At 59.9% G+C, this 24291-nt stretch carries 30 protein-coding genes and 1 tRNA gene; 17 read left to right on the top strand and 14 right to left on the bottom strand.

Annotation, left to right across the window (positions count from 1 at the left end):
• Positions 1 to 614 precede the first annotated feature (614 nt).
• Positions 615 to 2075, top strand: a complete 1461-nt coding sequence (cls, locus tag Q0520_RS07490; protein WP_298668331.1) for a cardiolipin synthase — start codon at positions 615 to 617, stop codon at positions 2073 to 2075.
• Between the two features lie 8 nt (positions 2076 to 2083).
• Here cls and Q0520_RS07485 read toward each other — a convergent pair whose 3' ends face one another.
• From Q0520_RS07485 to Q0520_RS07445, 9 genes are all read right to left on the bottom strand, one after another.
• Positions 2084 to 2938, bottom strand: coding sequence for a PHP domain-containing protein (locus tag Q0520_RS07485; RefSeq protein ID WP_298668328.1), 855 nt, complete (start codon positions 2936 to 2938; stop codon positions 2084 to 2086).
• Complete coding sequence (locus Q0520_RS07480; protein ID WP_298668325.1) at positions 2922 to 4934, bottom strand: cation-translocating P-type ATPase; 2013 nt, start codon at positions 4932 to 4934, stop codon at positions 2922 to 2924. Before Q0520_RS07480 ends, Q0520_RS07485 begins: the two co-directional genes overlap by 17 nt.
• Complete coding sequence (locus Q0520_RS07475) at positions 4921 to 5271, bottom strand: metalloregulator ArsR/SmtB family transcription factor (RefSeq protein WP_298668322.1); 351 nt, start codon at positions 5269 to 5271, stop codon at positions 4921 to 4923. Before Q0520_RS07475 ends, Q0520_RS07480 begins: the two co-directional genes overlap by 14 nt.
• A gap of 122 nt (positions 5272 to 5393) precedes the next feature.
• Positions 5394 to 5465: transfer RNA gene (locus Q0520_RS07470), tRNA-Arg, on the bottom strand.
• Between the two features lie 71 nt (positions 5466 to 5536).
• Positions 5537 to 6181, bottom strand: a complete 645-nt coding sequence (locus Q0520_RS07465; RefSeq protein WP_298668320.1) for a hypothetical protein — start codon at positions 6179 to 6181, stop codon at positions 5537 to 5539.
• Between the two features lie 126 nt (positions 6182 to 6307).
• Positions 6308 to 7474, bottom strand: a complete 1167-nt coding sequence (locus Q0520_RS07460) for a M20/M25/M40 family metallo-hydrolase (protein WP_298668317.1) — start codon at positions 7472 to 7474, stop codon at positions 6308 to 6310.
• Positions 7475 to 7478: 4 nt separating this feature from the next.
• Positions 7479 to 7997, bottom strand: coding sequence for a hypothetical protein (locus Q0520_RS07455; RefSeq protein WP_342765250.1), 519 nt, complete (start codon positions 7995 to 7997; stop codon positions 7479 to 7481).
• A gap of 170 nt (positions 7998 to 8167) precedes the next feature.
• Entirely contained in the window at positions 8168 to 9046 is an 879-nt protein-coding gene (gene moaA / locus Q0520_RS07450) for a GTP 3',8-cyclase MoaA (protein ID WP_298668314.1), read from the bottom strand.
• On the bottom strand, positions 9030 to 9635 hold the full coding sequence (locus Q0520_RS07445; protein ID WP_298668311.1) for an RlmE family RNA methyltransferase: 606 nt from the start codon (positions 9633 to 9635) through the stop codon (positions 9030 to 9032). Before Q0520_RS07445 ends, moaA begins: the two co-directional genes overlap by 17 nt.
• 99 nt (positions 9636 to 9734) lie before the next feature.
• Here Q0520_RS07445 and Q0520_RS07440 point away from each other — a divergent pair, with 99 nt between their 5' ends.
• Positions 9735 to 10478 carry a DNA polymerase sliding clamp gene (locus Q0520_RS07440; RefSeq protein WP_298668308.1) on the top strand — a complete coding sequence of 248 codons (744 nt, stop codon included), beginning with the start codon at positions 9735 to 9737 and terminating at the stop codon, positions 10476 to 10478.
• 2 nt (positions 10479 to 10480) lie between these two features.
• Positions 10481 to 11488 (top strand): DNA primase large subunit PriL, encoded by a 1008-nt coding sequence (locus tag Q0520_RS07435; protein ID WP_298668305.1) that lies wholly within the window; start codon positions 10481 to 10483, stop codon positions 11486 to 11488.
• Here the strand turns inward: Q0520_RS07435 and Q0520_RS07430 are convergent.
• Positions 11469 to 11651: a hypothetical protein gene (locus tag Q0520_RS07430; protein ID WP_298668303.1), complete on the bottom strand. Its 183-nt coding sequence runs from the start codon at positions 11649 to 11651 to the stop codon at positions 11469 to 11471. The two genes, Q0520_RS07435 and Q0520_RS07430, sit on opposite strands and share 20 nt — an antisense overlap.
• A gap of 81 nt (positions 11652 to 11732) precedes the next feature.
• Between Q0520_RS07430 and Q0520_RS07425 the strand changes: the two genes are divergently transcribed.
• From Q0520_RS07425 to Q0520_RS07370, 12 genes are all read left to right on the top strand, one after another.
• Entirely contained in the window at positions 11733 to 12281 is a 549-nt protein-coding gene (locus Q0520_RS07425; RefSeq protein ID WP_298668300.1) for an HDIG domain-containing metalloprotein, read from the top strand.
• A gap of 32 nt (positions 12282 to 12313) precedes the next feature.
• The gene (locus tag Q0520_RS07420; RefSeq protein WP_298668297.1) at positions 12314 to 12886 is read left to right on the top strand and encodes a thiamine-phosphate synthase family protein; all 573 of its coding nucleotides are present in this window, start codon (positions 12314 to 12316) and stop codon (positions 12884 to 12886) included.
• On the top strand, positions 12877 to 13071 hold the full coding sequence (locus Q0520_RS07415) for a 30S ribosomal protein S17e (protein WP_298668294.1): 195 nt from the start codon (positions 12877 to 12879) through the stop codon (positions 13069 to 13071). The genes Q0520_RS07420 and Q0520_RS07415 overlap by 10 nt, the downstream gene beginning before the upstream one ends.
• 10 nt (positions 13072 to 13081) lie before the next feature.
• Positions 13082 to 13957, top strand: coding sequence for a 4-hydroxy-tetrahydrodipicolinate synthase (dapA, locus tag Q0520_RS07410; protein WP_298668291.1), 876 nt, complete (start codon positions 13082 to 13084; stop codon positions 13955 to 13957).
• The gene (gene dapB, locus Q0520_RS07405; protein WP_298668288.1) at positions 13950 to 14714 is read left to right on the top strand and encodes a 4-hydroxy-tetrahydrodipicolinate reductase; all 765 of its coding nucleotides are present in this window, start codon (positions 13950 to 13952) and stop codon (positions 14712 to 14714) included. The genes dapA and dapB overlap by 8 nt, the downstream gene beginning before the upstream one ends.
• 61 nt (positions 14715 to 14775) lie before the next feature.
• Entirely contained in the window at positions 14776 to 14949 is a 174-nt protein-coding gene (locus tag Q0520_RS07400) for a 4Fe-4S binding protein (protein WP_298668283.1), read from the top strand.
• A 209-nt stretch (positions 14950 to 15158) separates the two neighbouring features.
• Positions 15159 to 16175 (top strand): aspartate-semialdehyde dehydrogenase, encoded by a 1017-nt coding sequence (gene asd / locus Q0520_RS07395; RefSeq protein ID WP_298668280.1) that lies wholly within the window; start codon positions 15159 to 15161, stop codon positions 16173 to 16175.
• A 23-nt stretch (positions 16176 to 16198) separates the two neighbouring features.
• The gene (gene albA, locus Q0520_RS07390; protein WP_298668277.1) at positions 16199 to 16477 is read left to right on the top strand and encodes a DNA-binding protein Alba; all 279 of its coding nucleotides are present in this window, start codon (positions 16199 to 16201) and stop codon (positions 16475 to 16477) included.
• Between the two features lie 65 nt (positions 16478 to 16542).
• The gene (locus tag Q0520_RS07385) at positions 16543 to 16995 is read left to right on the top strand and encodes a hypothetical protein (protein WP_298668275.1); all 453 of its coding nucleotides are present in this window, start codon (positions 16543 to 16545) and stop codon (positions 16993 to 16995) included.
• A 278-nt stretch (positions 16996 to 17273) separates the two neighbouring features.
• Positions 17274 to 17696, top strand: a complete 423-nt coding sequence (locus tag Q0520_RS07380) for a M28 family metallopeptidase (protein WP_298668272.1) — start codon at positions 17274 to 17276, stop codon at positions 17694 to 17696.
• A gap of 117 nt (positions 17697 to 17813) precedes the next feature.
• Positions 17814 to 18416, top strand: a complete 603-nt coding sequence (locus tag Q0520_RS07375) for a hypothetical protein (RefSeq protein ID WP_298668269.1) — start codon at positions 17814 to 17816, stop codon at positions 18414 to 18416.
• A 256-nt stretch (positions 18417 to 18672) separates the two neighbouring features.
• The gene (locus Q0520_RS07370; protein ID WP_298668266.1) at positions 18673 to 18930 is read left to right on the top strand and encodes a hypothetical protein; all 258 of its coding nucleotides are present in this window, start codon (positions 18673 to 18675) and stop codon (positions 18928 to 18930) included.
• Between the two features lie 16 nt (positions 18931 to 18946).
• On the opposite strand, the gene Q0520_RS07365 is transcribed toward Q0520_RS07370, so the two are convergent.
• From Q0520_RS07365 to Q0520_RS07350, 4 genes are all read right to left on the bottom strand, one after another.
• Positions 18947 to 20068 (bottom strand): DUF373 family protein, encoded by a 1122-nt coding sequence (locus Q0520_RS07365; protein ID WP_298668263.1) that lies wholly within the window; start codon positions 20066 to 20068, stop codon positions 18947 to 18949.
• A 55-nt stretch (positions 20069 to 20123) separates the two neighbouring features.
• Positions 20124 to 20987, bottom strand: a complete 864-nt coding sequence (locus Q0520_RS07360) for a coiled-coil protein (protein ID WP_298668260.1) — start codon at positions 20985 to 20987, stop codon at positions 20124 to 20126.
• A gap of 403 nt (positions 20988 to 21390) precedes the next feature.
• Positions 21391 to 22545: a cell division protein FtsZ gene (gene ftsZ, locus Q0520_RS07355; RefSeq protein WP_298668256.1), complete on the bottom strand. Its 1155-nt coding sequence runs from the start codon at positions 22543 to 22545 to the stop codon at positions 21391 to 21393.
• Between the two features lie 10 nt (positions 22546 to 22555).
• The gene (locus Q0520_RS07350) at positions 22556 to 22732 is read right to left on the bottom strand and encodes a ribbon-helix-helix domain-containing protein (RefSeq protein WP_298668254.1); all 177 of its coding nucleotides are present in this window, start codon (positions 22730 to 22732) and stop codon (positions 22556 to 22558) included.
• A gap of 335 nt (positions 22733 to 23067) precedes the next feature.
• Here Q0520_RS07350 and Q0520_RS07345 point away from each other — a divergent pair, with 335 nt between their 5' ends.
• Entirely contained in the window at positions 23068 to 23925 is an 858-nt protein-coding gene (locus Q0520_RS07345; RefSeq protein ID WP_342765249.1) for a histidinol-phosphate transaminase, read from the top strand.
• The coding region (locus tag Q0520_RS07340; protein WP_298668248.1) for an NTP transferase domain-containing protein at positions 23913 to 24291 on the top strand (379 nt) is incomplete at its 3' end. The genes Q0520_RS07345 and Q0520_RS07340, both read left to right, overlap by 13 nt.

The raw sequence follows: 24291 nt of genomic DNA, 5'->3' as shown, positions 1-24291 counted from the left end.
TGATGCTACTGTCCCGTCTGGCCGCACCAGAACTCCTCACCTCCTCCGGCAGGAAAAGATGACCTGCAGGAGGGAGACTGGCACTGTATAATGAACGGATCGCCAACAGACGGCTCAATTTTGCTCACCAGCCCTCCCGGAAGTTGGTGGACCGGTTCGGTACAATTGTGTTCGAGGATCTGAATATCATAAAAATGGAAAAGAACCATCATCTGGCAAAAAGCATTGCAGATGTTGCCTGAGATATGTTCATCTCGATCACAGGGAGCAAAGCGGAGGATGCTGGCTCACGCGTGGTCCTGGTGAACTCCAGGAATACGTCTCAGATGTGCTCCCGATGTGGGATGACCGTCGCAAAGACGCTTTCTGATCGCGTCCACTCCTGCCCGCATTGCGGATTGGTGACGGACCGCGACCAGAACGCGGCGATCAATATTATGAGATCGGGACTGCAATCTCAGGGATAACACAGGATGCCCCCGACGAGAGGAGGGGGAGCAGTCACGATGGGCGAGTAGTCATCATGACCATCCGGCAGGAACGTACGGGGTGACGACGTTGGAGACCATGGCAGTGCACAGGGTCATGGGAACAGGAGGCCATGACGAAAGAAGATGACCACGGTGATAGATATCCTGTTTGACCTCTTCTTCGTCCCTGTCCTCATCCTGAATATTCTCTTTGCCGTGACCATCGTCTTTTTCGAGCGAAAAAATCCCTCAGCCACACTTGCATGGCTCAGCATCCTCTTCTTCCTCCCTATTGTCGGCTTCGTCCTCTACCTCTTCCTCGGCCAGAACTATCGCCGGGAGAAACTCTTCAAGGTCAAGGCCGAGGACGACGCCCGTGTCCAGGGCCTGATCGCCGCACAGATGAAGAGCATCGCCGCAGGGGAGGTCGCCTTCAAGGACGCACGACTCGAAGCCTACCAGAGCATGGTCCTGATGTTGATGAGGAACAACCGGGCATTTCTCACGGCAGACAACAGGGTCACCGTCTACACCGACGGCGAGGAGAAGTTTGCCGCCCTCCTCGACGCCATCGCGGGGGCGCGGGACTTCATCCATATCGAGTATTATATCATCAGGGACGACGCCCTCGGCCGCCGGGTCGTCGGCGCCCTCACCGAGAAAGCGCAGCAGGGCGTCGAGGTCCGCCTCCTCGTCGACGGCCTCGGGTGCACGCGGCTTCCCCGCCATTTCTTCGACGCCTTCGTCGGTGCCGGCGGCCGTCTCGCCCGCTTCTTCCCCTCTGTCGTCCCGTACCTGAATGTCAGGATGAACTACCGCAACCACAGGAAGATCGCCGTCATCGACGGGACTGTGGGTTTTGTCGGCGGGTTCAATATCGGGGACGAGTACCTGGGGAAGGACCCGCGTTTCGGCTACTGGCGCGACACCGCCCTGAAGATCGAGGGCCATGCCGTCGCCGGTCTCCAGGGGAGGTTCTTCCTGGACTGGAACTTTGCCGCAGGCCCCGGCCTCTCCTTCTCGCCCCGCTATTTTCCCGAGATGGCACCTTACAGCGAGACCAGGATCCAGATCGTCTCCAGCGGCCCGGACGCCCGGTGGAACCAGGTGAAAGAAGCATATCTCAAACTGATCAACTCGGCAAAAAAGTCGGTCTATATCCAGACCCCCTACTTCGTGCCTGACGAGAGCGTCGCCGACGCCCTGCGGATCGCCGCACTCTCCGGTGTGGACGTGCGGGTCATGATCCCCTGCAAACCCGACCACCCCTTCGTCTACTGGGCGAGTTACTCGTTTATCGGGGAACTGCTGGAGGCCGGGGTGAGAGCGTACACCTATGAGCGCGGCTTCATCCATGCAAAGACGATCGTCGTCGACGGCCTTGCGGCCTCGGTGGGGAGCGCGAACTGGGACGAAAGGAGTTTCCGGCTGAACTTCGAGACAAACGCCTTTGTCTACGACCCGGCGGTTGCCGGGCGCCTCCACGAGGTCTTTCTTGCAGACACCAGGGACTGCAGTGAACTCACTCCCGCCGTCTATGCGGCCCGCGGGAGGGTCGTCAAAGTGAAGGAGTCGGTCTCCCGCCTCTTCTCCCCCCTCCTCTGATGCCCCCCCTATGTGCGCCGGCGCGTAAAATAGCGCTTCAGCCTCGGCAGGTTCTGCTCATATTGGACCTGCAGGGAGGGGACGGTGTAGGGCAGGAACCCGCCGAGGATCGCACCGCCGGTGAGGACCTTGCCAAGGGCGCTCGTCTCCTCGCCGACGACCATGCTCCTGTTCCGCCGGATCTCCTCGATGAAATCTTCGGCAGTCTCGGCCTGGCAGCAGGTGACCACCCCGCCGAGGTGACCGAGGAGGTGGGAGTCTGTGCCGCCGGTCATGCCTTTTCCGGTGCGGGTCGCCTCGCCGACTGCCCGGGCGTTGAGGCCCCTCCGCATGCCCCCGCAGATCACCTCGAAGGCGTCGACCTGTCCGGCCACAGCAGGGTCGATGACGTGCTTTGTCGTGCACTTCAGGAGGCCCTTGTCGAAGAAGAAGTAGCCGAAGGGGTGTGCCGCCGTGATGAGGCAGTCATAGCCCTTCCCCCTCTCCACCAGTTCCTCCGTGGTCAGGTGGACGGCGAGGTACGGGCTCTTCCCCTTCTTTTCCCTGATCTCACGGGCATAGAAGTCCTGCAGGCCTGAGAGTGTCGAGAAGTAGAGGAGGATATGCGGCCCGTCGGCGGTGCTGACTTCCATGCCGGGTATGACCAGGGGCCGCGGCCGCCGTCGCGCCAGCGCTTCGACCACCCCCCTGACCTCGTTGTGGTCGGTGATGGCAAGGCCGATGCCGAGTCTTTCGGCCCGGGCAAGGAGGGCCCGCACCGGCGTCGACGAGTCGGAGTACGACGAGTGGACATGGAGGTCTGCGGGGGTGTAGCCACTCTCCCTGATCGCGAGAGGGTCGGGGTGGTCAAAGCATATTCTCATGGTGGATGGATGATGGGTCTGTCTGCTGTTTAACTATCTTTGCCTGGGGGAGGGAGACCTTCTCCCTCCCCCACGGGATCCTGAGGGCATTGGCGATGACCGCAAAGGAGAGGCCCATGTCCCCGATTGCCACCGCCATCCAGAGGGTGACAAGGCCGGGGACGGCGAGGACGGCGATCCCGGTCTTCACGATGATGGAGACGGCGACGTTCTGGCGGACCACCTTCATCGTCTTCGTACTCAGGTCGATGAGGGTTTCGATACCGGCAACGCGGTCATGCATCAACACGATATCCGCGGTCTCGATGGCGATGTCCGAACCGATCGCCCCCATGGCGATGCCGACCCCGGCGCGGGCCAGGGCCGGTGCGTCGTTGATGCCGTCGCCGACCATGACAACCTCGCCGAAGCGCCTGCTCAGGTCTTCGACGGCCTGCACCTTCTCTGCGGGCAGGAGTCCGGCCCTGTGCTCGTCGATACCGAGGCGTGCGGCGACCGCCGCCGCGACCTTCTCGTTGTCGCCGGTGAGCATCACCGTCCTGATGCCGCGGGCCCGCAGTCCTGCGACGGTGGCGGGGGCGTCTTCCCTGACGGTGTCCATCAGCCCGATCAGGCCGATCACCCTGCCGTCCTCGCCGACGAACACGACAGTCTGGCCTGCCGCCTCAAGGTGTTCTCTCTCCTCCGTCCACATCTCATCCACGTCGGGGAAGAGTCGGCCGTTGCCGAGGGCGCATGCACGGCCGCCGAGGGTGCCGCGCACGCCTGAGCCCGGGACGGCGGCAAACCCCTCGACAGGCCCGGCTTCGATACCGTCTTCCTGCGCCTTTGCCATCACCGCGGCGGCGATGGGATGGCCCGACCCGGCCTCCAGGCTGGCGGCGATCTGGAGGACCTCCATCTCGCCGGCGCCGCCCGACCCCTTCACCGCGGTCACCTGCAACCGCCCGGTGGTGAGAGTCCCTGTCTTGTCGAAGACGACGACCCGCGCCCTGCCCACGGCTTCCAGGTAATCGCTCCCCTTGATCAGGACTCCCTGCCTGGCCGCGGCCGTGATCCCGGAGACCATCGAGACAGGTGTCGAGAGGGCGAGTGCGCAGGGGCAGGCAATGACCAGGAGGGAGAGGGCGCGGTAGACCGAGTCGGCGAAGGGGACGCCGAAGACGAGGGGCAGGAAGGCGGTGACCGCAAGGGCGCCGGCGATGACCGCCGGGGTGTAGACCCGTGCAAACTTTTCGATGAACTTCTCCGTCCTCGACCGCCTCTGCTGCGCCTCCTCCACGTACGCGGCGACGCGTGCGAGGGTGCTCTCGGTGTCCGGCCTTGTCACCTCCACCTCCAGGGAACCCTCAAGGTTCTGTGTCCCGGCAAAGACCTCGTCCCCGATCCCTTTCGCGGCCGGCACGCTCTCGCCTGTCAGGGCCGCCTGGTCCACGGACGACGCCCCCGCCACCACGACGCCGTCGAGGGGGACCTGGTCGCCGGGCCTGACCTGCACATGCTCGCCGACCCCGACCGCGTGGACATCCACTTCCGTCCATCTCCCGTCCCTCTGCACCCGTGCGCTCACCGGCGCGAGGGAGAAGAGGTCAGCGACAGACCGGCGCGCCCTCTCCGATGCATGGGCTTCGAGGAGTTCGGCCGCGGCAAAGAGGACAAGGACAGTCGCCCCTTCCGCCGGGTGGCCGATCAGGAAGGCCCCTGCGGCGGCGATGCCGATGAGGACCTCCATCGTGAACCTGAGCCTGAGAAGTGCGTGGAGGGCGGTTTTCAGGAGGTCGTAGCCGGCGGCGAGCGCCGCAAGAGCGAAGAGCAGGAGGGCCGCCTCCCCGTACGGTGTCGCCCAGTCGACGACCAGGCCCGCCGTCAGGAGGACGGCCGCCCCGGCGATGACCGCAACCTGGTGCCGCCCCTGTTCCTCCTCCTCGCCATGGTGGGCGTGGGCATGGCCGCAGGCGGTGCAGCCGCACCCGCCACCACCTTCACTCCCGTGCATGGGCGGCCCCTGCCCTGAGCAGGGCGGTCACGTGGTCATCGGCAAGGGCATAGTAGGCCACCTTCCCCTCCTTCCTGAAGGTCACCAGGTTTGCCCCGCGCAGCAGGCGCAACTGGTGGGAGACAGCCGACTGGTTCATGCCAAGGAGAGCGGAGAGGTCACAGACACACAGTTCCCTGTCGCTCAGGGCCAGGAGGATTTTAACCCTGGTGGGGTCTCCGAAGATCTTGAAGATCGCGGCGACGGCCTGACAGGTCTGGTCGTCGGCGAGGTGTTCCCTCGCCTCCTCGACGGCGTCCTGGTGGATGCACCTGACCGTGCAGATGTCATCATGCATGTGAGATCATATGATCATATGTTCATATGAATGTGCTGTCGCGTTCCGGGACGGACAGAAGAGGGCACTCCAGAAGGGAAGAAACCTGACTGTGAAGGATGTGATACCAGAAAAAGGGAAAACGCCCCGGCCGGGACTTGAACCCGGGTCAAAAGCTCCGCAGGCTTTTAGGATATCCACTACCCTACCGGGACACTGCAGATGTGCTCTATAAAATTAGTTGTTCTCCCATATATTCATTCCCCTCTCCCGGAGAGGGGAGGAATCAGACCTGCTCAGGTGTCTGCCCCGTCTGCCCGACCTTTACCACGATATCAACGATGACATCAGCGCCGCGGATATCCACCTGGTATTCTCCCGGACTCATGACAAAGATCTTCTTTGACCTGTCCACGGAGTACAGTCCTGCAAAACCGTCCTGCGCCGCGATATTTCCGCCCTCATCGCGCACGGTCACCTCAAGCCGGCTTTTATCGCTGATGGAGGTCACTGTCTTCTTCTCTTCCTTGTGGCTCCCATAACTGCTCTCGTAGACGACCGTCCTCTTGACCATCTTCGGTTGAACGGAAAATTCCACAATGAGTGGCGCCTGTACTACATTGATCGCCCAGGCAGACGCCGGATGGCCATAGTCCAGCGCGACCTTCTCATTGAGCACCTCAAGATACGCGACCGCCGCCGGAGTGACCACAGGAGTCTGCGTCGGGGGGACCGGGCGGGTCGCCACAGGATACGGCGTTACCTCACTGACATACTCGCTGTCCATCGTCGGGTCTGGCGTGGCCGGGGGTGCAGTAGTTTCCTTGGCCCAGAAGGGTTTGTCCTGCGACCCGTTGACTGCAGAAGTGCATCCTGCTGTTAGCAGGGCGGCACAGATAATGAGCGCAAGCAGCAGATGGAGGGATTTCATCAAATACGTGTGCTTGCTCCCGGTATATATGGGTTTATAAGATGGCTCCTGGAGAACCTATATCATAGTGGACACTCATCCGGACAGATAATATATAACAGTTCCCAGGATCGTATACTGGCACGATTACCGGTATGAGAGAATTATACCGTGGTATATCTCTTCGGCGCACCTGAGCGAGTCAATTGAGACCCTCTCGTTGATACCATGTATCGTTTTTATCTCTCCGGGGCCGTACTCCACAGTCGGGAAACCTGCCTTTCTCAGGTGCCGGGCATCACTTGCCGCCCACTGGAAGATCGGGACGACCTCCTCCCCGTACACGCGCCTGATCCCGGCCGAGACACGCGTGGCGATCGTGGCGAAGGGCGGCGTAAAGGATGGTTCAGAAACCGAGTTCACCTTCAGGTCAGCCGCAGGCGCATGCGATGCGATCTCGGAGACGATCTCCCCGGTCGTGCACCCCCACGGGATGCGCAGGTCAAGGTCGAGGTCGCAGCGCTCGGCAACGATATTTGCCTTCTCTCCCCCTGAGATGACGCCCGGATTGAACATCACCCGGTGCAGGACCCGGTCAAGCCCCTGCGTCCCGAAGATCCCTTCGAGCACCTCTGACGATTGTGCAATGATCTCCTCCATCTCGCCGCTCACCGGGTACTCCCTTCTGTGGAGTTCCTGGAGAAAAGAGATGAGCGCGTGTGCCTCCATGATCGCGCTCCTCCCGACTTCCGGGTACAGGGAACTGTGCCCGGGTTCACCTGAAAAGGAGAGAGACAACCGTGCCAGACCTTTCTGTCCGATGCAGGGGGAGAGGCGCGGCGTCGGTTCGGCGATGAGGGTGTCGCAGGGGCGCAGCACCCCCTTTGCAAGGAGGTACTCCATGCCGTGGCACCCTCCGGTCTCCTCGTCGCAGACAAAGACGACCTGACAGGACGGTGCGTCTCCTTCGTCGGCAACACGCCTGAGGGCAGTGAGGAGGGACGCACATCCCCCTTTCATGTCGCTGGACCCCCGCCCCCAGATGTACCCTCCCTCCTCGACGCCCTCGAAAGGAGGATGACGCCACCCCGTCGGGATGGCCGGGACGACGTCGAGGTGACCGACGAGGAGGAGGTTCGGGTTCTGGCCGGGTGCGATCAGGTTGCACCGCTTCCCGTCCCGTGAGACGACGACGTTCTCGATCCCGCTCTCCAGCATGAATGTGTGGATATACTCCGCGATATCGCGGGTATCGCCGGGGGGGTTCTCACTCCTGATCCCGACAAGGTCCCTGCAGAGAGCGGCAACGTCCATGGTCTCAGGCGCTCACGCTTTTTTTGTATTCTTCGAAGAGGTTTGCAAGAGATCCGCCGTTGTAGATGCTGTTGAAGAACGGCCTGGAGAAGAACTCGTCGATGGCGTCGGAGAAGAACGCCGCAGGCACAGGTTTCTTGCTCTCCGGGTCAAGGACGATCCTGAAACTCCGGTAACACGCCGGGTTTGCCTCATCGTATATGCCCTTCCAGACCATCGGGAGTTTCTGGAAGTTTTCCGGGTGGTTCTCCTTCAGCCACATGACAAAGCCGGGGAAGAGGGCACGGTCTCCTGTCTTCTCCTCGTCAAGCCGCCAGCGGAGGTACTCGCGGTGCATCATGATCTTCGGCGACTGGTAGTTGAAGACATAGTTGCTCAGCGTGTACTCGACATGCGCCAGGGCATCCATGAAATAGAAAGACAGGGTCGGGTGGAAGTCGCTCGGGTCCTCCAGTATGAGGGACTTCTCATAGTATTTTAGCAGGGCCCTGAAGTGCTCATCTTCCAGAAGTTCATTCATCATACAGAGCAATTTGCCCGTCCATACTAAAAACCATTGTATTCTGGCATCTGCCGGCCGGTGCTCCGTGTGCGGGCGGCCGGAAAGAATGGCCTGCGGACCTGGCTTCCGGAGGCCGATGCCGATCAAATACCTTCCCTGCACAGTCCAGAAGAAATGAGACCCGAAAAAAGTTATTTAAAGAACGGTTCCCTGTTCTGCACCGCCTTCTCGAAAAGTGCCTCCAGTTCCTCCCCCTTCTTCCCCCGGATATCGACGTGGTTGTCGGTCCGCAGGAGACAGGGCTTGAGGTAGCCGTCGGAGGTCACACGCAGGCGGTTGCAGTAGGCGCAGAACTCGGTGTTGTGGAGAGGCCGCACCACCTCAACCTCCGCACCGTCCACGCAGTACTTCTTCCTGTGGTGCATGCGCCGCGTCAGGATCTCGGTCGAGTTCTGTGCAATCTCTTTTTCGAGACGGTCCACATCGCCGTGCATCGTGCAGTTGTTGAACTCCATCAACTCGATGAGCTGGAGGATCAGGCTGTCGTGTTGCCGGGTGAAAGCGAAGAAGTCCTTGATCTCGTCCTCGTTCAGCCCCTTCAGGACGACGGTGTTCAACTTCACCGGCGTCAGGCCGGCGTCGAGCGCCTCACCGATCCCGTCGAGCACGCGGTTGAGGAGGTCTTTTTTGGTGATCTGGCGGTACCTATCGTGCCTGAGAGTGTCGAGGCTCACATTCACCCGCGCAAGCCCGGCCTCCTTCAGGTCGCGGGCGAGGCCGGGGAGGAGAGTGCCATTTGTCGTCATCGACGACTCGATCCCGTCCGGCACGGCCCTGACAATGTCCAGGATGTCTTTCCTGAGCAGGGGCTCGCCTCCCGTGAACTTCACGCTCCTGACCCCTATCTTCTCCGCAACCTTGAGGATCTCCCTGACCTCCTCCAGGCTCAGTTCCTCGCGCGGCTTCACCTCGCCCTCGGCATGGCAGTAGATGCAGTCCAGGTTGCAGCGTGGCGTGAGGCTGATCCGCAGGTTCGTCACCGGACGGCCGAACCTATCCTTCAACACCATCCATATGCCTCCTGAAGTTCTTGGCGACGATGTATATCTCTTTGCTCCCGCGCCGGGACGCCGCAGGCCTGAACGTGCGCACAGAGAGGAAGTGCTTCTTCGCCTCGGCGAGGAGTTCGGGGAAGTCCTCTCCCTGGAAAGACTTGCAGACAAAGTTCCCCCCATTCTTCAGGATCGTGACCGCAAAAGCGAGGGCGTCCTCGCCGAGGCCGATCGCCCGCGCCTGGTCGTAACTCGTCGCCCCGGAGAGCTTCGGCGAGGCATCACAGGTCACGACCGAGACAATCCCCCCGGCGAGTCCGCGGACCTCTTCCTGCACCTCCGGCGTGGTGAAGTCACCGACAACCGTCTTCACTCCCTCCATCGGTGCGATCGCGTTGAGGTCGACGCCGATGATCGCCCCGTGCGTGATCGTCCGCAGCACCTGCAGCCAGCTGCCCGGCGCGGCCCCGAGGTCGACGACATTGTCGTCGTCCCTTATGACTGCGTGTCTCTTCTGGATTTCCAGCAATTTGTAGGCGGCCCGTGCCCTGAAGCCCTCCTTCATTGCCCGGATGTAGTATTTGTCCCGCGTCCACTGTGATGTCATGGTTCTTTTGCCTCGTCTCCTCAGGGCTCTGATGGGATACCGGATAGAATAAAAAATATCATGATATAATGTATAATAGAGTCTTATAAGGGGTTTGTAATGTTAAAAGCAACGATTGATGCAGATACCTTCAGGGAGTCTATCGACGCCTTGGCCGCGCTGGTGACCGAATGCCGGCTCCACATTGATGGAAACGGGGTGAGAACCTGCGCCGTCGACACTGCAAATGTCGCCATGGTCTCTCTGGACCTCGGCAAGGACGCCTTCGAAACCTATGAAGCGACTCCCGACGAACTCGGGATCGATATTGCAAAGATGAAAAATATCCTCGGGATGATGGGGAAAGGCGATATTTTATCTCTGAACCTTCCAGAGGGCAGCCGCAGGCTGGAACTTGCATTCGGGAGTTACCAGTATTCGGTCACCCTCCTCGATATCAACACTATCAGGAAAGACCCCAATCCCCCGGCTATTGAACTCCCCGGCAAGGTCGAACTCGCCGGCAGTGCGCTCTCCACCGCGATCAAGGCCGCGGACGTCATCTCAGACAAGATTGCCCTCGGCATCGACCCGAAGGCAGAGATGTTTTACATGATAGCCGAAGGCGACACCGACCACATCAAACTGGAACTCGGGCGCGACCAGCTCATCTCTCTCCAGTCCGTGGAAGCGCGCTCGCTCTTCTCTCTCGACTACCTCAAGGACATGGGCAAGGCGATTGGCCGCGCCGAGAAGGTCGTTGTCGCCCTCGGCATCGACCACCCGGTGAAGTTCGTCTTCGACCTCGCCGGCGGGAAGGGGCACGTCGAGTACCTGCTCGCCCCGCGCATCGAAGCTGACTGACCATGGTTGATGTCCAGGACCTGGCCAGATATCCTTTTTTAGAGGAGGCGCAGGACTACGTCAGGAACGAGTCCGGCACCCTCGACCTGATCCTCAGGTCAGAACTGGGAAAGTCCCTCCTTGAACACGCCAGCAGGCGGGTTCAGGACACGCTTGCCCAGAAAAACCCCGTAGAGTGCGGGATCTATGGCAGGGACGCAAAGGAGGACATCTACACCTATGTCCTTGCACGGATGCTCGTCTCCTGCATCAACGACCGGGTACTCATCGACCGCCTCTCCCAGTTCGAGGCACGGCGCGCATACTCGTGGTTCGTGCGGGAGGAGAGGAGCCGCATGGTCGGGATCGCCGAAAAGGTCGGGATCGACCTTGAACAGCCCACCATGCCGGTGATCACCTATGTCGGCCTGATCAGTCATCTCAATGACGAGCGCTGGCGTCTCGTCAACCGGCATGTCGAAAACGGCCAGGTCCACCTCCAGCCTGAGGAAATGCAAGAACTGGTCGAAGAGCGGATGCGGGCGATCATCAGGGAGAGACTCCCCCTTACCGTCCCGGACGATATCTGCAGGATCTTCCAGCCTTATACACATGAGGTCAGCGCCGCCATTCAGCAACGCACCCTCGAGGAGTTCGGCGAGGTCGACGAGTCCTCCTTCCCGCCCTGCATTGCGGCCTTGATCCGGGCGGTCACCGCCGGGACAAACCTCCCCCATGTCGGCAGGTTCGCCCTCACCGCCTTCCTCAACAATATCGGGTTGTCGACGACCCAGATCGTCGAGGTCTTCCAGAGGGCGCCCGACTTCGACCTCTCGATGACAATGTACCAGGTGGAGCACATATCTGGCCGGTCAGGGACCGAGTACACCGCACCTTCCTGCGCGACGATGCGGACGCACGGCCTCTGCGTCCGCCGCGACGAGACCTGCGAGAAGGTGAGTCACCCCCTCTCGTATTACAAATGGAAAAAGAGGCAAAATCAGTATTCGGTCAGGAAATCTTCTCGTTGATGATATAGCCCGCACCGCTCATCGTAACGAGGAAGAGTGCAATGGCAATGATATAGGCGATCCCCGTATTGCCGGGCATAAGGCCGGGCAGGGCGATGAGAAGGACGATGAAGACGAGCAGACTTGCCGCTCCGGTCAGCACATCCAGTATACGTGCGTCCATAATACTCACCTGTTTTCCCTTTCCCCCTATATCTCTTCTTCTCCGCCACCTTTTTCCGGCCAGGAGGCACACCTCCCCCCCATGGACAGGCAGGAAGCGCTGGCCCTCCTCGGCCGGCACGTGAGGTCAGACTCGCTTCGCATGCACTGCATTGCCACGGCGGCGGTCCTCCGCGGCCTTGCCGACGCCTTCGGGGAGGACGCCGACCTCTGGGAGGTGACCGGCATCCTCCACGACATCGACTACGAGGCCGTCGGGGGCGACATGAGCAGGCACGGTGTCGAGGGCGCCACCCTCCTCAGGGAGGAGGGGCTCCCCGAGGAGGTCTGCCTCGCTGTAGAGCGGCACAACCATACCCTCTACGGGCCGTACACCGAAAAAATCGACATCGCCCTCCAGTCGGCAGACAGCATCAGCGGATTTCTCATCGCCTGCGCACGCGTCAAAGGGGGAGCGATCACCGGGGTCACCCCGAAGACCGTGAAGAAAAAACTGAAGGAGAAGACCTTTGCCGCCGGGTGTGCGAGGGAAAGGATCGCCGCGGTGAATGGCCTCATAGATCCAGAGGAGTTCTACCGCATCGCCATCGCCTCGCTTGTCGCACGGAAAGACGAACTCGACCTGCGTTAGGATTATCTCCCTGCGGTGCGAGTGGATCTGCCATGAGCCAGGAAGAACGGGACCGGGTGATCCGGGCCCTCTCTGCGGCCGTCGACCAGTTGCGCGAGGGGATGGACCCCCGTCTCCTCCCTGAAGTCGGCATGAACATCGCCTATGCCCTGGAAAAGGCGCGCGAGCCAGAAGACGTCGCGGCGGTGCAGGGCCGGATCGTCCGTCTCGGGGATGCGGTCCACCCTGTCGGGGAGGTCGCCTTCGGTGCGAGCGACCATGTGGCGCGGATCGTCCTGACGGCGATGCGGTATGACCGCCGGGTGCGGGCGGCGGCAAATATCAGGTTTGCCGAACCCATCCTCCACGAACTGGAGGAGATGATGCTCGACATCAGGTACTTCGACCGCGACCAGGAACCCCCCGGTATCAGGACGATGGACTGGGGCGTCGCCTCGTGCTGCAAGACCGGCGTCCCTGACGTGATCTATGACCGTGGGTCTGTCGGGAAGGAACCAATGATCAGGATCCTTGGTGAGAACCCGGACGAGATCACACGCAATATTCTTAAACTGTCAAGACGCATTAAAAATACAAATTTCAGGGATAGGTGCGAATGGGAATAAAGCCGACATATATCAAGAGCCTTGGTAACGAGCTTATGGCCAAGAACGCCGGTCGCTTTACCGGCGACTTCTCGGAGAACAAGCAGATCGTTACCGAAGTTTCGATCATCGAATCGAAGCGCGTGCGGAACAGGGTCAGCGGATACATCACGAGAAAGCAAAATACTAAAAGAGTACCTGCGTAAACACTACCTCATGTTTGAGGGAGTGTTTCCAGCAGTCATTACCCCTTTTGCGCGGACCCCGGATCACCACCTTGATCTTGAGGGGCTCCGCTCGAATATTGAGTTCCTGATAGCTCAGGGCGTCCACGGGGTTGTCCCCTGCGGGTCGACCGGCGAATCTGCAACTCTCACTTTCGAAGAGCACGAGAAAGTGATCGAGACAACGGTCGATGTGGTGAATGGCCGGGTGCCTGTGCTTGCCGGGACCGGGTCGAACAACACCGCCGAGGCCGTCAGGTTCACGAAAGCGGCGCGGAACCTCGGTGCCGACGGTGCCCTGGTCATCAGCCCGTACTACAACAAGCCGAACAGGTCGGGCCTTGTGAAACATTTTTCCGCCCTTGCAGCGCTCGACATCCCGGTCGTCCTCTATAACGTCCCCGGCAGGACCGGCCAGAACCTCCAGCCCGACCTTGTCGTCGAACTTGCCGACAACCCGAACATCGTCGGCATCAAGGAGGCGAGCGGGGACCTCGAGCAGGTCTCGCGGATCCTTGAAGACACACAGGACAAGGACTTCAAGGTGCTCTCCGGCGACGACGCCCTGACCCTCCCGATCCTCGCTCTCGGGGGGAGCGGCGTGATCTCCGTCACCGCAAATATCGAACCGGCACTGATGGTCAGGATGTACGAGGCCGTGAAGAAGGGCGACCTCGAAGAAGCGCGTCGCCTCCACTATCGCATGGCACCCCTCACCAGGGCGATGTTCATCGATACAAACCCGATCCCGGTGAAAAAGGCCGCCGAACTCCGCGGCATGGCTGCCGGACCGGTCAGACTCCCTCTCGACGAACTCGACCCTGCAAAGACCGAAAAACTTGCGGAGGTGCTCAGGGCCTATGATTAGAGTTGTCATATCGGGCGCCCTCGGGCGGATGGGCACGATCCTCGGCCGCCTCGTCTCCGAGTCCCCTGATCTCGAACTGGTCGGCGGCATCGACGTCCATGCCGGGACCTTCTATGGTGCGCCCGTCGTCGAAGCGAAAAACATCGACGCCTTCCTGAAGGCGACAAAGCCCGACGTCCTCATCGACTTCACCGTGGCACACGCCGCCGTTACAAACATCAAGGCCGCCGCCGACAACGGCGTGGCCCTCATCGTCGGCACGACCGGTTTCACACCCGAACAGCAGGAGGAGATCAGGACGGCGGTCGAGGGGCATGTTCCTGCCGTCATCTCCAGCAACTTCTCCGTCGGCGTGAACATCTTCTGGCGCCTGATCAGGGAAGCCGCCCATCTCCTCAACGAGGGATATGATGTCGAGGTGACGGAGGCGCACCACCGCTACAAGAAGGACGCACCGAGCGGGACTGCAAAGACGATCCTCAGCATCCTCGACGAGGAACTCGGCCCCCGCCCCCACCAGTACGGCCGCGAGGGAATGACCGAAAGGAAAGACGAGATCGGTGTCCACGTGATCAGGGGCGGCGACATCGTCGGCGACCATGCCGTCCTCTTTGCCGGGAACTACGAGGTTATCGAACTCTCGCACCGTGCCTATGACCGTGCGGTCTTTGCGAGCGGTGCCGTCAGGGCGGCGTCATGGGTGAAGGGAAAGGCCCCGCGTATCTATTCGATGGCAGACGTCCTCGGGTTGCCCTGAGACAGGTATAATCGAAAGATATTTCTCTATTTTTACAAAATAGTAGAGAGGAGTAATTACCATGGTTGCAGTTGTTGACCCCGATCTCTGCGTCGGTTGTGAAACCTGTGTGGACGAGTGCCCGTCTGAGGCGATCTCAATGGAAGACGGTATCGCTGTCGTGAACAAGGATACCTGCACCGACTGCGGCACCTGTGCTGATGTCTGCCCTGCAGGCGCCATCCACATGGAATAAATATCCCCAATTATTTTCTTTCTCCTTCTTGTTTCTCTACGTCTACATTTCCGGGAATGACTCGCATTTCAGTCTGGCACCCGATCCCCTCCCTCGCAATCAAGGGGAAGTATTTTTTTGCCATCTCCTTTCGTGGTACTGAAAAAGGAGGCGGTTAGAAGAGGAAAAGTAATCTTTTAATAAAGCGTTACATATAGGTAGAGTTACCTATGATAAATGTTGGAGTTCTCGGCGCTACCGGGGCCGTCGGCCAGAGGTTTGTACAGTTGCTCTCAGATCATCCCTGGTTCAACCTCCAGACCCTGACGGCTTCAGAGCGCAGTGCCGGAAAGCGGTACGGCGACGCCGTCAACTGGCGACTGGATGTGCCTTTCCCTGATTCTGCTGCAGATATTACTGTCAGCCCGACCACGGTCGAGGCGGTCCGCGACTGCGATCTTGTCTTCTCTGCCCTGCCTGCAGATATCGCGAAGGGTATCGAAGAGGAGGTTGCGGCGGCAGGCATCGGCGTCTGTTCCAATGCCAGTTCGCACCGGATGGACCCTGATGTTCCGCTGGTCATCGCCGAGGTGAACCCCGACCACCTGGGCATGATCGATCTCCAGCACGACCACGGGCGTGACGGTTTTATCGTCACCAACCCGAACTGCTCGACGATCATGCTCACCCTCGCCCTCGAGCCCCTGCGGCAATTCAACTTTTCAAAGGTCTTCGTCGCCACGATGCAGGCGATCTCAGGCGCCGGTTTCGAGGGTGTGGCCGGCATGGCGATCTATGACAACGTCATCCCCTACATCAAGGGGGAGGAGGAGAAGATATCCAGCGAACCGAAGAAGATCATGGGTACCTTCAACGGTTCTGAAGTGGAACCGGCCTCATTCTCGGTGAGTGCCTGCTGCAACCGCGTGCCTGTCATCGACGGCCACACCCTCTCGGTCTGGGTGGACGTCGACCGCCCGCTCGACGAGGTCAGGAAGGCATACCAGGAGTACAGGGCTCCGTTCTCCGGCCTCCCGACCCAGCCGCCATATTCAATCGAGTACCTGGACCGGCCAGACCGCCCGCAGGCGAGGCTTGACCGCAACCGTGGCAAAGGCATGACTGTTTCGGTTGGAAGGCTGCGGGAAGGGCTTCGTTTTTCCGCTCTCGGCCACAACACCATTCGCGGGGCTGCCGGGGCGTCGGTACTAAACGCTGAGTTAATCTATAAGGAGAAGTATCTCTGATAGACCATGAGCAGAGGTGGACTATGTTAAAAGACAACACAGTATTCGTTGGAAACAAGCCGGTCATGAACTATGTACTTGCAGTTGTGACACAGTTCAACAACGGCGCGGAGGAAGTGGCCATCAAGGCGCGGGGTAAGGCTATCTCCCGGGCTGTCGACACGGCCGAGATCGCAATCAACCGGTTCCTGGAAGGCGTAAACAAAAAGGAGATCCTCACCTCGACAGAGATGATCGATACGGACACGGGCAAGACAAATGTGTCCAGTATCGAGATTATTCTCTCGCAAAACCCAAAATGAATTGAATTACTCCCTTTTTTCCCGGACCAGAAAGCATATATGATCCTGTTTCAAGATCCTATTGTATGAAAGTCCTGACGCACGGCCTTGCGATGCTCCTCCTTCTCCTCGTCATCGTCGTGCCTGTCGTGGCGGCCGACGACGATAACAGGTACAGTTATCTCACGGTTCAGAGTGTCGAGATCCAGCTCAATAATCACAACGCAACCGTCAATGTCACCTATACCATTGACGACGGGGTCCAGGTCCTCGTCCACCTCCTTGGCATGAGCGACCTCCGCGAGAAGGTGCTTGATGTCGTAAACTTCGAGGATGCGACCATCGACGAGATCACGATGGACCATGCCGTCCTGAGCGTCCCAGGTGTCGGCCTGGACTACGGCCGCGGGACGTTCTGGTTCCCCGAACACGAGTTCCCGGTGAAGATCCCGTCCCTGGTCGTGGCCTCGCCGCAGGACAGGCGGGAGTTCGAGAACACTTCGGTCTTCCCTGAAGGCATTGGATATTTCAAGGTCTAAGGCTTCAATTTCCTCTTTTTAAGATTCTTTTTTTCCGGCGGTGCTGTCTGCTCAAACGTGTTGCTTGCCATCCCGAAGGTGATCGATACCGTGCAGGCGACGGTATGGTCGATACGTGGCACACAGATCCGGAGATCACATAAGGCGACAGGGCACTTTCAATCAGGACGCCGGCCGCGTCCGGGGTGCCCGCAAATAACGAGGCAGAACCGTGACACAGACATCGATACAGAAGGTCGCCGCGGTGCTCCTGACCGTGCTTGCCGCGATCGCGCCGGTTGACCGCCCTCAGCAGACCAACGGCCGACCCTGCGAGGATCGAGGACGTGACCCGTGACCTCTGCGGTTTTGAACGTGCTCTGGGATCTGATGAGCGGGTGGCGGCGGCGACCTATATCGCAAGGGCGATGGAAGAACGGGGGCTCTCGGTCAGTACTGGGCGGTTTGCGTATACCAACTGCTACTTTGACCCGCCGCTCAGTCTCTCCTCAAATATTATCGGCGTCAGGGAAGGACTGACCGACCAGATCGTTGTCGTCTGTGCACACTACGACACTGTCTCGGGGACGCCCGGTGCCGACGACAACGCCGCGGGCGTGGCGACGATGCTCGAAGTCGCCCGTCTCCTCAAAGCCACTCCCCTGAACCGGACGGTCTACTTCATCGCCTTCGGCGGCGAGGTGGCTGGCCGACAACCCTGACCTCCACGACCGGATAGTCGTGGCGATAAACCTCGACTGCGTGGCTTCCGGAAACCGTCTGCTGGTCACGACGCTCCCCCAGCACCGGTGGGTCCTCAAAGCGCTCCCGCCATCGGCATGCATCGAGGAAAAGCCGGTGCAGTTGCTGGACGCGGCAAAAGGGGACGCTCATGCGTTCCGTGCCGCCATGATCCCGGCGCTCCTGATCTACGAGCGGGACAGTTATCCTATCATGCATACCCCGACGACCGACCTGAAAGGCTCAACTATACCCTTGCCGCGGAGTGCGCAGGAATCGTCGCCCTGACGGTCGCCGGGATCGACAAAGCCGACGATAAGCCAGAGATCGATCTCAGGGTCGAGAACGGGACGGTGACCTTCACCTCCCCTGACGATGTGCCTGTCGAGGTGATCGTCGACGGGACCAGCCTCGGCGTGCTCCCGTCCGGGGCGGTCACCCTCCCGGAAGGCCCCCATGTCGTGCAGGCGGTCGCCTACGGCCCGGGAGGGGCGAAGGCCGTTGCAACGACCAGGGGTGAAGGGGCGGGGGTCGTGCCGCCGGGTGTGTCGGGCAGCGGCACCGTCATACCCTGGAGAGCCAAACCGGGTGAAGACCCTGTGATCCGCTTCGTCTCTGTGCCCGTCCCGCTCTCCTACCGTCTCGACCGCCCAGAGGAGGTCGACCGGTCGACGGGTACCTCGACAATGAACATGGGGTGATCCCTGTCCTGGGACCGCACTCCTTCACGGCAGTAGCCTGTGGACCTGATGGTGCAGTCCTCGGCGTCGACCGGGCCGACTTCTCCCTGCAGAGGTTCACGTGTGTGGAACTCGACGGCGGACTCCTCCAGGTCAATGAGACCGGCGGCACCGCCTGCTCTGCGTCCGCCCGCACCTACTACACCCGTGCCTACTGTCCGGGCGAGCGCTACGATATCGTGGTGGGTGGGGTGCGAAGTATCAGGACGCCGCGGACGTGCTCCTGCAGAGGGCGGAGTTCAGGGTGGACTTCCCCGGCGACCGGAAGAATGACTGCCACTTCTATGACATACCGCTCCTCGACGACTCACAGAGACGTGAGATGGTCTTCTGGCTGGAGCCTGAGGGCCCGGGCACCTACACCTGGACCGTCTCCTGCAAGGAGGGCGACAGTGTGGCTGTGAAAACAGGGAGCCTCGTCCTCCGCCGAGATGAGAGACCCTGCACACCCATGACTGCTGTGCAGGAAAAATGAATGAAGAGCGATTACTTCAGTGTGTAATCGCACGCTTCTCTTCTTTTTTCTCGATCCAGCGGTTGACAAGAGACTGGAGGTAGACCCCGACGAAGGCGAGGAACAGGCCCCCGATCATGGCGTACATTGCGATATTGAGCCCGTTAAACTCAGGGTACGGGAACTTTTCAATGTGCGAGAGGGAGAGCATGTAGATGCTCGTGCCGTACACGATGACGCCGATGGCGCAGACGAAGAAGGGGAGGACGATCACCCTGCCGAGATCTTCGATCTCGTTCATGTAGACGTCGATGATCCTCCCGACCGAGGCGATGAGCCCTGCCGCAGTGAACCACCCGATCGCACCGTAGAAGAAGGTCAGCAGGTAGAGCAGTATCCCCTCCTCGGTGTAATAGACGAGCAGACTGTACAGTCCGAGGATGATCCCGACGATGAAAAAGAGGATCGCCGCAATATAGGATACGAAGGTGATCCTGCCCCTGCGCAGTGCGACATGCAGGGAGTTGATCAGGTAACTGAAGAACTCATCGAAACCAAGACCTTTGAAGAGGAGATAAATGCCAAGTGCGCCCACGACGACGATCGTCGCTCCCTCGGGGTAACCGATCAGATACGCGGTGGCGTAGATGAGCATCGCAAGGCCGAGAGGGACCAGGACTATCCGGGAGACCTTCGGGTCGTCGAGGAGTTTTTTGATGATATAGTAGGTTCCTTCGAGGTTCGGCATCTGGGTGACGACCACCCTCCTGATGCTCGTCACTGTGAGCCTGGACTGGACGATCGGGAGGATGTACTCGTCTTCTGCACCGTCGGAGATGAGGACGCACGCGTCTGCATCAGACTGCGCGATCACGTCGTCAAGGTCGTCGCCGATCTTCCGGTCGCCTTCGATCATGTGCATGTGGTTTCCGGTGAGGATGGCAACTTCGACCTCTTCTCCCCGCCCTCTCAGTTCGTCATGGGTTTTTACCGCCTGAAAAATAGCGTTGACGTCGGAATCTTCGGGATCGGCGAGAGCGAGCGCTTGAGCTGCGTTCAGGCATGCCTCACGTCCGACCACCGGACTTGCGAACCCTGCCTTGTACCCCAGGTCGTCGTCCCGGTCGATGCACAGGATCAGTGTAGTGCCCTCAGCCATCTAATTAGAAAGTTACTCTCAAACTAATAAATGGTTGCGCACACAAAAAAAGGTATTAAAGGAGTTTTGACCGCTGGAGAAGGAGGATGTCCTCGGTCGTGAGTTTCTCCCCGCCCTTGAAGAGCTGGAAGATGCGCTCGGCTTCCTGCCTGACCTCGCGCTGCTCCTTGGTGACCTTTGTCTTCCTCTTCTTGTTGCGGAGACCGGAGATGACCTTATCGTAGTCGCGGAGTTCCTTCTGGCACGTGATGAAGGCCTTGTGCTCCTCATCAGCGGCTTCCTGCGCCTCGACAAAGGCCTTGTGCTCTGCGTCGGCGGCCTCGCGGGACTGGTCGGCCTTGCGGTAGAACTCAACCATCAGGTCATGGTGATTCTGAGCGAGTTCGGCAACCTCGGTCACCTTGTCATGGACGTCCGAGGCCTGCTTGCGAAGGTCGCGAGCGTTCTGGAGTTTGGTCTTGAGGTCCTTGTTCTGCTCAAGCTCGTCCTCCTGCTCCTTGATGGTGGCCTTCATATGCTTGATCTTGTCGATCAGCTCCCGTTCCTTGTCGGTGGTGAAGACCTCGGTCTGCTGGCGGAATTCCATTGCCTCGATCTGGCGCTGGAGTTCCTTGATGCTCGAGTTCTTCTGGAAGGCGGAATGGTCTTTCTTGAAGGCCTCGATCTCTTCAAAGTACTCGTTGGCCTTGGCATTGATCTGGTTCCGCTCGTCCTTCAGCCGGTGAACTTCGTTGTTGTGCTGGTCACGGAGTTCCTTGTTCTTCTGGGCCTCCTCGACAAACTCACGGGTCTGAGCGTTGAGCTGGTTCCGCTCGCGGGCATGGCTGCTTGCAAGAGCATTAAGCTCGTTGCGCCTGTTTTTGTGCTGTTCAGACTCGGAAAGTAATTTTTTTCTCTTTTCGATCAGTTCGTCCAACATGCTTTACCAATCCTTGAGTTCTGTACCGCTGTATAGGCCACCGGGTCTGATGATGCACGGGAAATGCCCGCAGGATGGGAGGAAACAGATAGAAATGATACAACAAAAGTGCTGTCCAGACCAGAGACTGCTTCCCTGATGTCTGTAGTCGTACCGCTGTTCATGATATTCAACTCCTATACCCTCGGTGTATCCGGCTATGCCGGCGCACCTGCTGCACCGTGGTGATCCGCGGTGGATATACCAGGATTTCTAATAGTTTGCGTCATCTTCTGTATTAAGCATTTCGCAGAAACTGCACAGGATCAGGCGTATTCGGGGGCATGGCCGGGTGATGTAGAACCACTCAGACCGGCCATGATTGACGGTCTGGTAATGGTGCACGTATAAAAAAAGAGGGGATTCAGATGAAATCTATGAGGTGGCCGCTCTGCTGGTCGCGGGAGAAACTCCGCCGGGGAGTTTCGGACCTGCCGCTCTGGGTCTGCATCGGGGCGGGCCTGCTTGCAGGGACGAAGTTGCTCTGCCTGCCGCCGAGGACCTGAGCGCTCTTGACGCCGGTCATGATCGCCAGGACTCTGACCTTGCCCTCGAAGTCATTGTTCACGCGTGCGCCCCAGATGACGTCGGCGTGGGGGTCGAGTTCGTAGGTGAGGGAACTTGCGATCTCCTCGGCGTCCTGGAGGGTGAGGTCGCTGCCGCCGGTGATGTGGATGAGGCTGCCGGTGGCGCCGCGGTAGTCGATGTCCAGCAGGGGGTGGGAGAGGCACTCGTGGACGACGCTCTCGGCCTTGTTCTGCTGTTTGCTCTCGCCGACGAGCATACAGGCGACCCCGCCCTTGCTCATGATCGCCCGCACGTCTGCGTAGTCGATGTTGATGAGGGAGGGCTGGGTGATCGTCTCTGAGATGCCCTTCACGGTCTCAGCGATGAGCTGGTCCATCACCGAGAAGGCCTGGCCGAGGGGCAGGTTCGGGACATATTTTATGAGCCGGTTGTTGTCGAGGACGATCACGGAGTCCGCATTATTGGAGAGCTGCTGGAGACCTTCCTCGGCGCGGAGCAGGCGCGCCTTCTCGACCTGGAAGGGGTAACTGACCATGCCGACGACGATGGCGCCCTGTTCCTTTGCGATCTGCGCGACGACCGGGGCGACGCCGGTGCCGGTGCCACCACCCATACCGGCCGTGATGAAACAGAGGTCGGCAGTTTCGAGGAGTTTTTCCAGCGTGGGGCGCGCCATCTCTGCCGCCCTCTTGCCGACGTCGGGGAACCCGCCGGCGCCAAGGCCCTTGGTGAGCGACTTGCCGATGAGGATGCGCTTGTCGGCCTGGATCATGTCGAGGTGCTGCTTGTCGGTGTTGATCGCGATCGTCTCGGCTCCACAGACCTGCATGTGATAGAGCCTGTTGACCGTGTTGTTGCCCGCACCGCCGCAACCAACAATGACGATGCGCGGCTGGCCGAGCATGTCGTCTTCGTCCCCGAGAGCCCCGTCTTGGCTCCGCATCTTTTCAAGTTCCGCGTTTTTCATTGCCTCGTTGATGATTGTCTGCATTATTTGCCTCCTAAACCTTGAATGACACCTGGTCGCTCTCCCTCAGTGCCCGGTCTCCACGCTTTTCGACGAGTTCCCGTACCGCGTGTCGTACCGCCTCTGACACTGTGGGAAATTCGCCGCCGTCAACAAGCCTTTGCAGCATATCGACCTGCTGTTTCGGGAGTCTGATCGTGATCCGTTCCATCTTCCACCTCATATAGCCCGACAATCGTCAGACATGCACCTGCCTTTTGTCAGACTGGGGGATGCTGTATGTCTGATCCTGCACCAGATGAATGAATTAACACGACTATCGTATATAAATATTCTGAATTGATTTTTTTTGAAAGCGTATTCTTATATGCCATGGAATGCCAAATTTGCGTGATATCTGTCAATATGTCCGGGACATACCCCCGTCGGGTCGAACACGGCGGCAGACTCAGGTGGCACAGGCGACATTCAGAAAGGGATATTCTCGATTTTAGCGCAAGCATCAATCCTTTCCCTCCAGATGTTCCCTTCTCCTCCCCTGGAGAAGTGATTGCGTCCTATCCAGATGACGGATATGAATCCCTGAAAGAGGCGATCGGGCGGGTGTTCCATCGCGACCCCACGGAGATCACCGTGGGGAACGGGTCTGTCGAGGTGATACGCGCATTCTGCGCTGCTGCCATCAGACCCGGCGAGAGCGGGGCGGTCACCCCCCCGACCTTTGGAGAATATGAGATGGCGGTCAGGCTCTGCGGTGGGAGGGTGACCGACGATGCGACAGGTGCGGCCGTCAGGTTCCTCTGCAACCCGAACAACCCCGACGGTGCGCTCACCCGGCGCGAGGATGTGCTCGCGGCCCTCGACACTCTCGAAGACTGCCAGAGACTCTTCGTCGACGAGGCCTTCATCGAACTTGCCGACCCGACTGCAAGCGTCTCGGACGTCAGGGACCCCGCACTGTTTGTCTCGCGCTCGATCACCAAGTCCTTCGCCGTCCCCGGCCTCAGGTTCGGTTTCGGCTTCGGCGACCCCGACCTTGTCGCCGGGATCGAGGCGCGCCGCCTCCCCTGGACGGTGAACGCCTACGCCGAGAGTTTTGCCCTGGCTGCTCTGGAGAGGTATGCCGACCTTGGTGAATCCCGGAGGCGCATTGCGATAGAGCGTGCATGGCTCGCAGGGCGTCTCCGCGACCTCGGGCTCTCCCCCCTTCCCTCCTCGGCAAACTATCTCCTGGTCCCCCTCCCCTGCCCTGCGCCGGCACTTACGGAACGTCTCCTCCTCTCCCACGACATCCTTGTCCGTGACTGCACCTCTTTCGGCCTCCCCGACATGATCAGGGTTGCAGTGCGGAGGCGTGACGAGAACACACGCCTTGTGGAGGCACTCGCGGCATGCTTGCCCTGATCCTTGCCGGGGGCCAGGGCTCCCGCCTCAATATGGGGGAAAAGCCCCTCGTCACCATCTGCGGGCGGCCGATGATCGCCTATGTCATCGAAGCCTTTGCCGCGGCCGGTTGCGAGGTCATGGTCGTCTCCTCCCCCCTGACCCCGTACACGCGGAACTGGTGCCGGGCCCGGGGGATCGACCTCTACGCCGCAGGGGCGCATGGGTATGTCGCCGACATCGTCGAAGCGGTGACCGCCCTCGGAGAAGAGGGGCCGGTCTTCACCTCGGTCTCAGACATCCCCTGCATCAGGGGGGAGGTCGTGGAGAGGATAGAGGAGGCGTACATCTCGGCGGGCACCGACGCCCTCTCCACCTGGGTGCCGT

This window comes from uncultured Methanofollis sp., from assembly GCF_937919355.1.
In the GTDB taxonomy this organism is placed as follows: domain Archaea; phylum Halobacteriota; class Methanomicrobia; order Methanomicrobiales; family Methanofollaceae; genus Methanofollis.
The sequence above is the reverse complement of the archived record's forward strand: the minus strand, read 5'-3'. Positions and strand labels throughout refer to the sequence as shown.

Bases quoted from the DNA above. Each gene is read 5' to 3' on its own strand.
- cls (WP_298668331.1), top strand. From the start codon at position 615: ATGACCACGGTGATAGATATCCTGTTTGACCTCTTCTTCGTCCCTGTC.
- Q0520_RS07485 (WP_298668328.1), bottom strand. From the start codon at position 2,938: ATGAGAATATGCTTTGACCACCCCGACCCTCTCGCGATCAGGGAGAGT.
- Q0520_RS07480 (WP_298668325.1), bottom strand. From the start codon at position 4,934: ATGCACGGGAGTGAAGGTGGTGGCGGGTGCGGCTGCACCGCCTGCGGC.
- Q0520_RS07475 (WP_298668322.1), bottom strand. From the start codon at position 5,271: ATGCATGATGACATCTGCACGGTCAGGTGCATCCACCAGGACGCCGTC.
- Q0520_RS07465 (WP_298668320.1), bottom strand. From the start codon at position 6,181: ATGAAATCCCTCCATCTGCTGCTTGCGCTCATTATCTGTGCCGCCCTG.
- Q0520_RS07460 (WP_298668317.1), bottom strand. From the start codon at position 7,474: ATGGACGTTGCCGCTCTCTGCAGGGACCTTGTCGGGATCAGGAGTGAG.
- Q0520_RS07455 (WP_342765250.1), bottom strand. From the start codon at position 7,997: ATGATGAATGAACTTCTGGAAGATGAGCACTTCAGGGCCCTGCTAAAA.
- moaA (WP_298668314.1), bottom strand. From the start codon at position 9,046: ATGGTGTTGAAGGATAGGTTCGGCCGTCCGGTGACGAACCTGCGGATC.
- Q0520_RS07445 (WP_298668311.1), bottom strand. From the start codon at position 9,635: ATGACATCACAGTGGACGCGGGACAAATACTACATCCGGGCAATGAAG.
- Q0520_RS07440 (WP_298668308.1), top strand. From the start codon at position 9,735: ATGTTAAAAGCAACGATTGATGCAGATACCTTCAGGGAGTCTATCGAC.
- Q0520_RS07435 (WP_298668305.1), top strand. From the start codon at position 10,481: ATGGTTGATGTCCAGGACCTGGCCAGATATCCTTTTTTAGAGGAGGCG.
- Q0520_RS07430 (WP_298668303.1), bottom strand. From the start codon at position 11,651: ATGGACGCACGTATACTGGATGTGCTGACCGGAGCGGCAAGTCTGCTC.
- Q0520_RS07425 (WP_298668300.1), top strand. From the start codon at position 11,733: ATGGACAGGCAGGAAGCGCTGGCCCTCCTCGGCCGGCACGTGAGGTCA.
- Q0520_RS07420 (WP_298668297.1), top strand. From the start codon at position 12,314: ATGAGCCAGGAAGAACGGGACCGGGTGATCCGGGCCCTCTCTGCGGCC.
- Q0520_RS07415 (WP_298668294.1), top strand. From the start codon at position 12,877: ATGGGAATAAAGCCGACATATATCAAGAGCCTTGGTAACGAGCTTATG.
- dapA (WP_298668291.1), top strand. From the start codon at position 13,082: ATGTTTGAGGGAGTGTTTCCAGCAGTCATTACCCCTTTTGCGCGGACC.
- dapB (WP_298668288.1), top strand. From the start codon at position 13,950: ATGATTAGAGTTGTCATATCGGGCGCCCTCGGGCGGATGGGCACGATC.
- Q0520_RS07400 (WP_298668283.1), top strand. From the start codon at position 14,776: ATGGTTGCAGTTGTTGACCCCGATCTCTGCGTCGGTTGTGAAACCTGT.
- asd (WP_298668280.1), top strand. From the start codon at position 15,159: ATGATAAATGTTGGAGTTCTCGGCGCTACCGGGGCCGTCGGCCAGAGG.
- albA (WP_298668277.1), top strand. From the start codon at position 16,199: ATGTTAAAAGACAACACAGTATTCGTTGGAAACAAGCCGGTCATGAAC.
- Q0520_RS07385 (WP_298668275.1), top strand. From the start codon at position 16,543: ATGAAAGTCCTGACGCACGGCCTTGCGATGCTCCTCCTTCTCCTCGTC.
- Q0520_RS07375 (WP_298668269.1), top strand. From the start codon at position 17,814: ATGCATCGAGGAAAAGCCGGTGCAGTTGCTGGACGCGGCAAAAGGGGA.
- Q0520_RS07365 (WP_298668263.1), bottom strand. From the start codon at position 20,068: ATGGCTGAGGGCACTACACTGATCCTGTGCATCGACCGGGACGACGAC.
- Q0520_RS07360 (WP_298668260.1), bottom strand. From the start codon at position 20,987: ATGTTGGACGAACTGATCGAAAAGAGAAAAAAATTACTTTCCGAGTCT.
- ftsZ (WP_298668256.1), bottom strand. From the start codon at position 22,545: ATGCAGACAATCATCAACGAGGCAATGAAAAACGCGGAACTTGAAAAG.
- Q0520_RS07350 (WP_298668254.1), bottom strand. From the start codon at position 22,732: ATGGAACGGATCACGATCAGACTCCCGAAACAGCAGGTCGATATGCTG.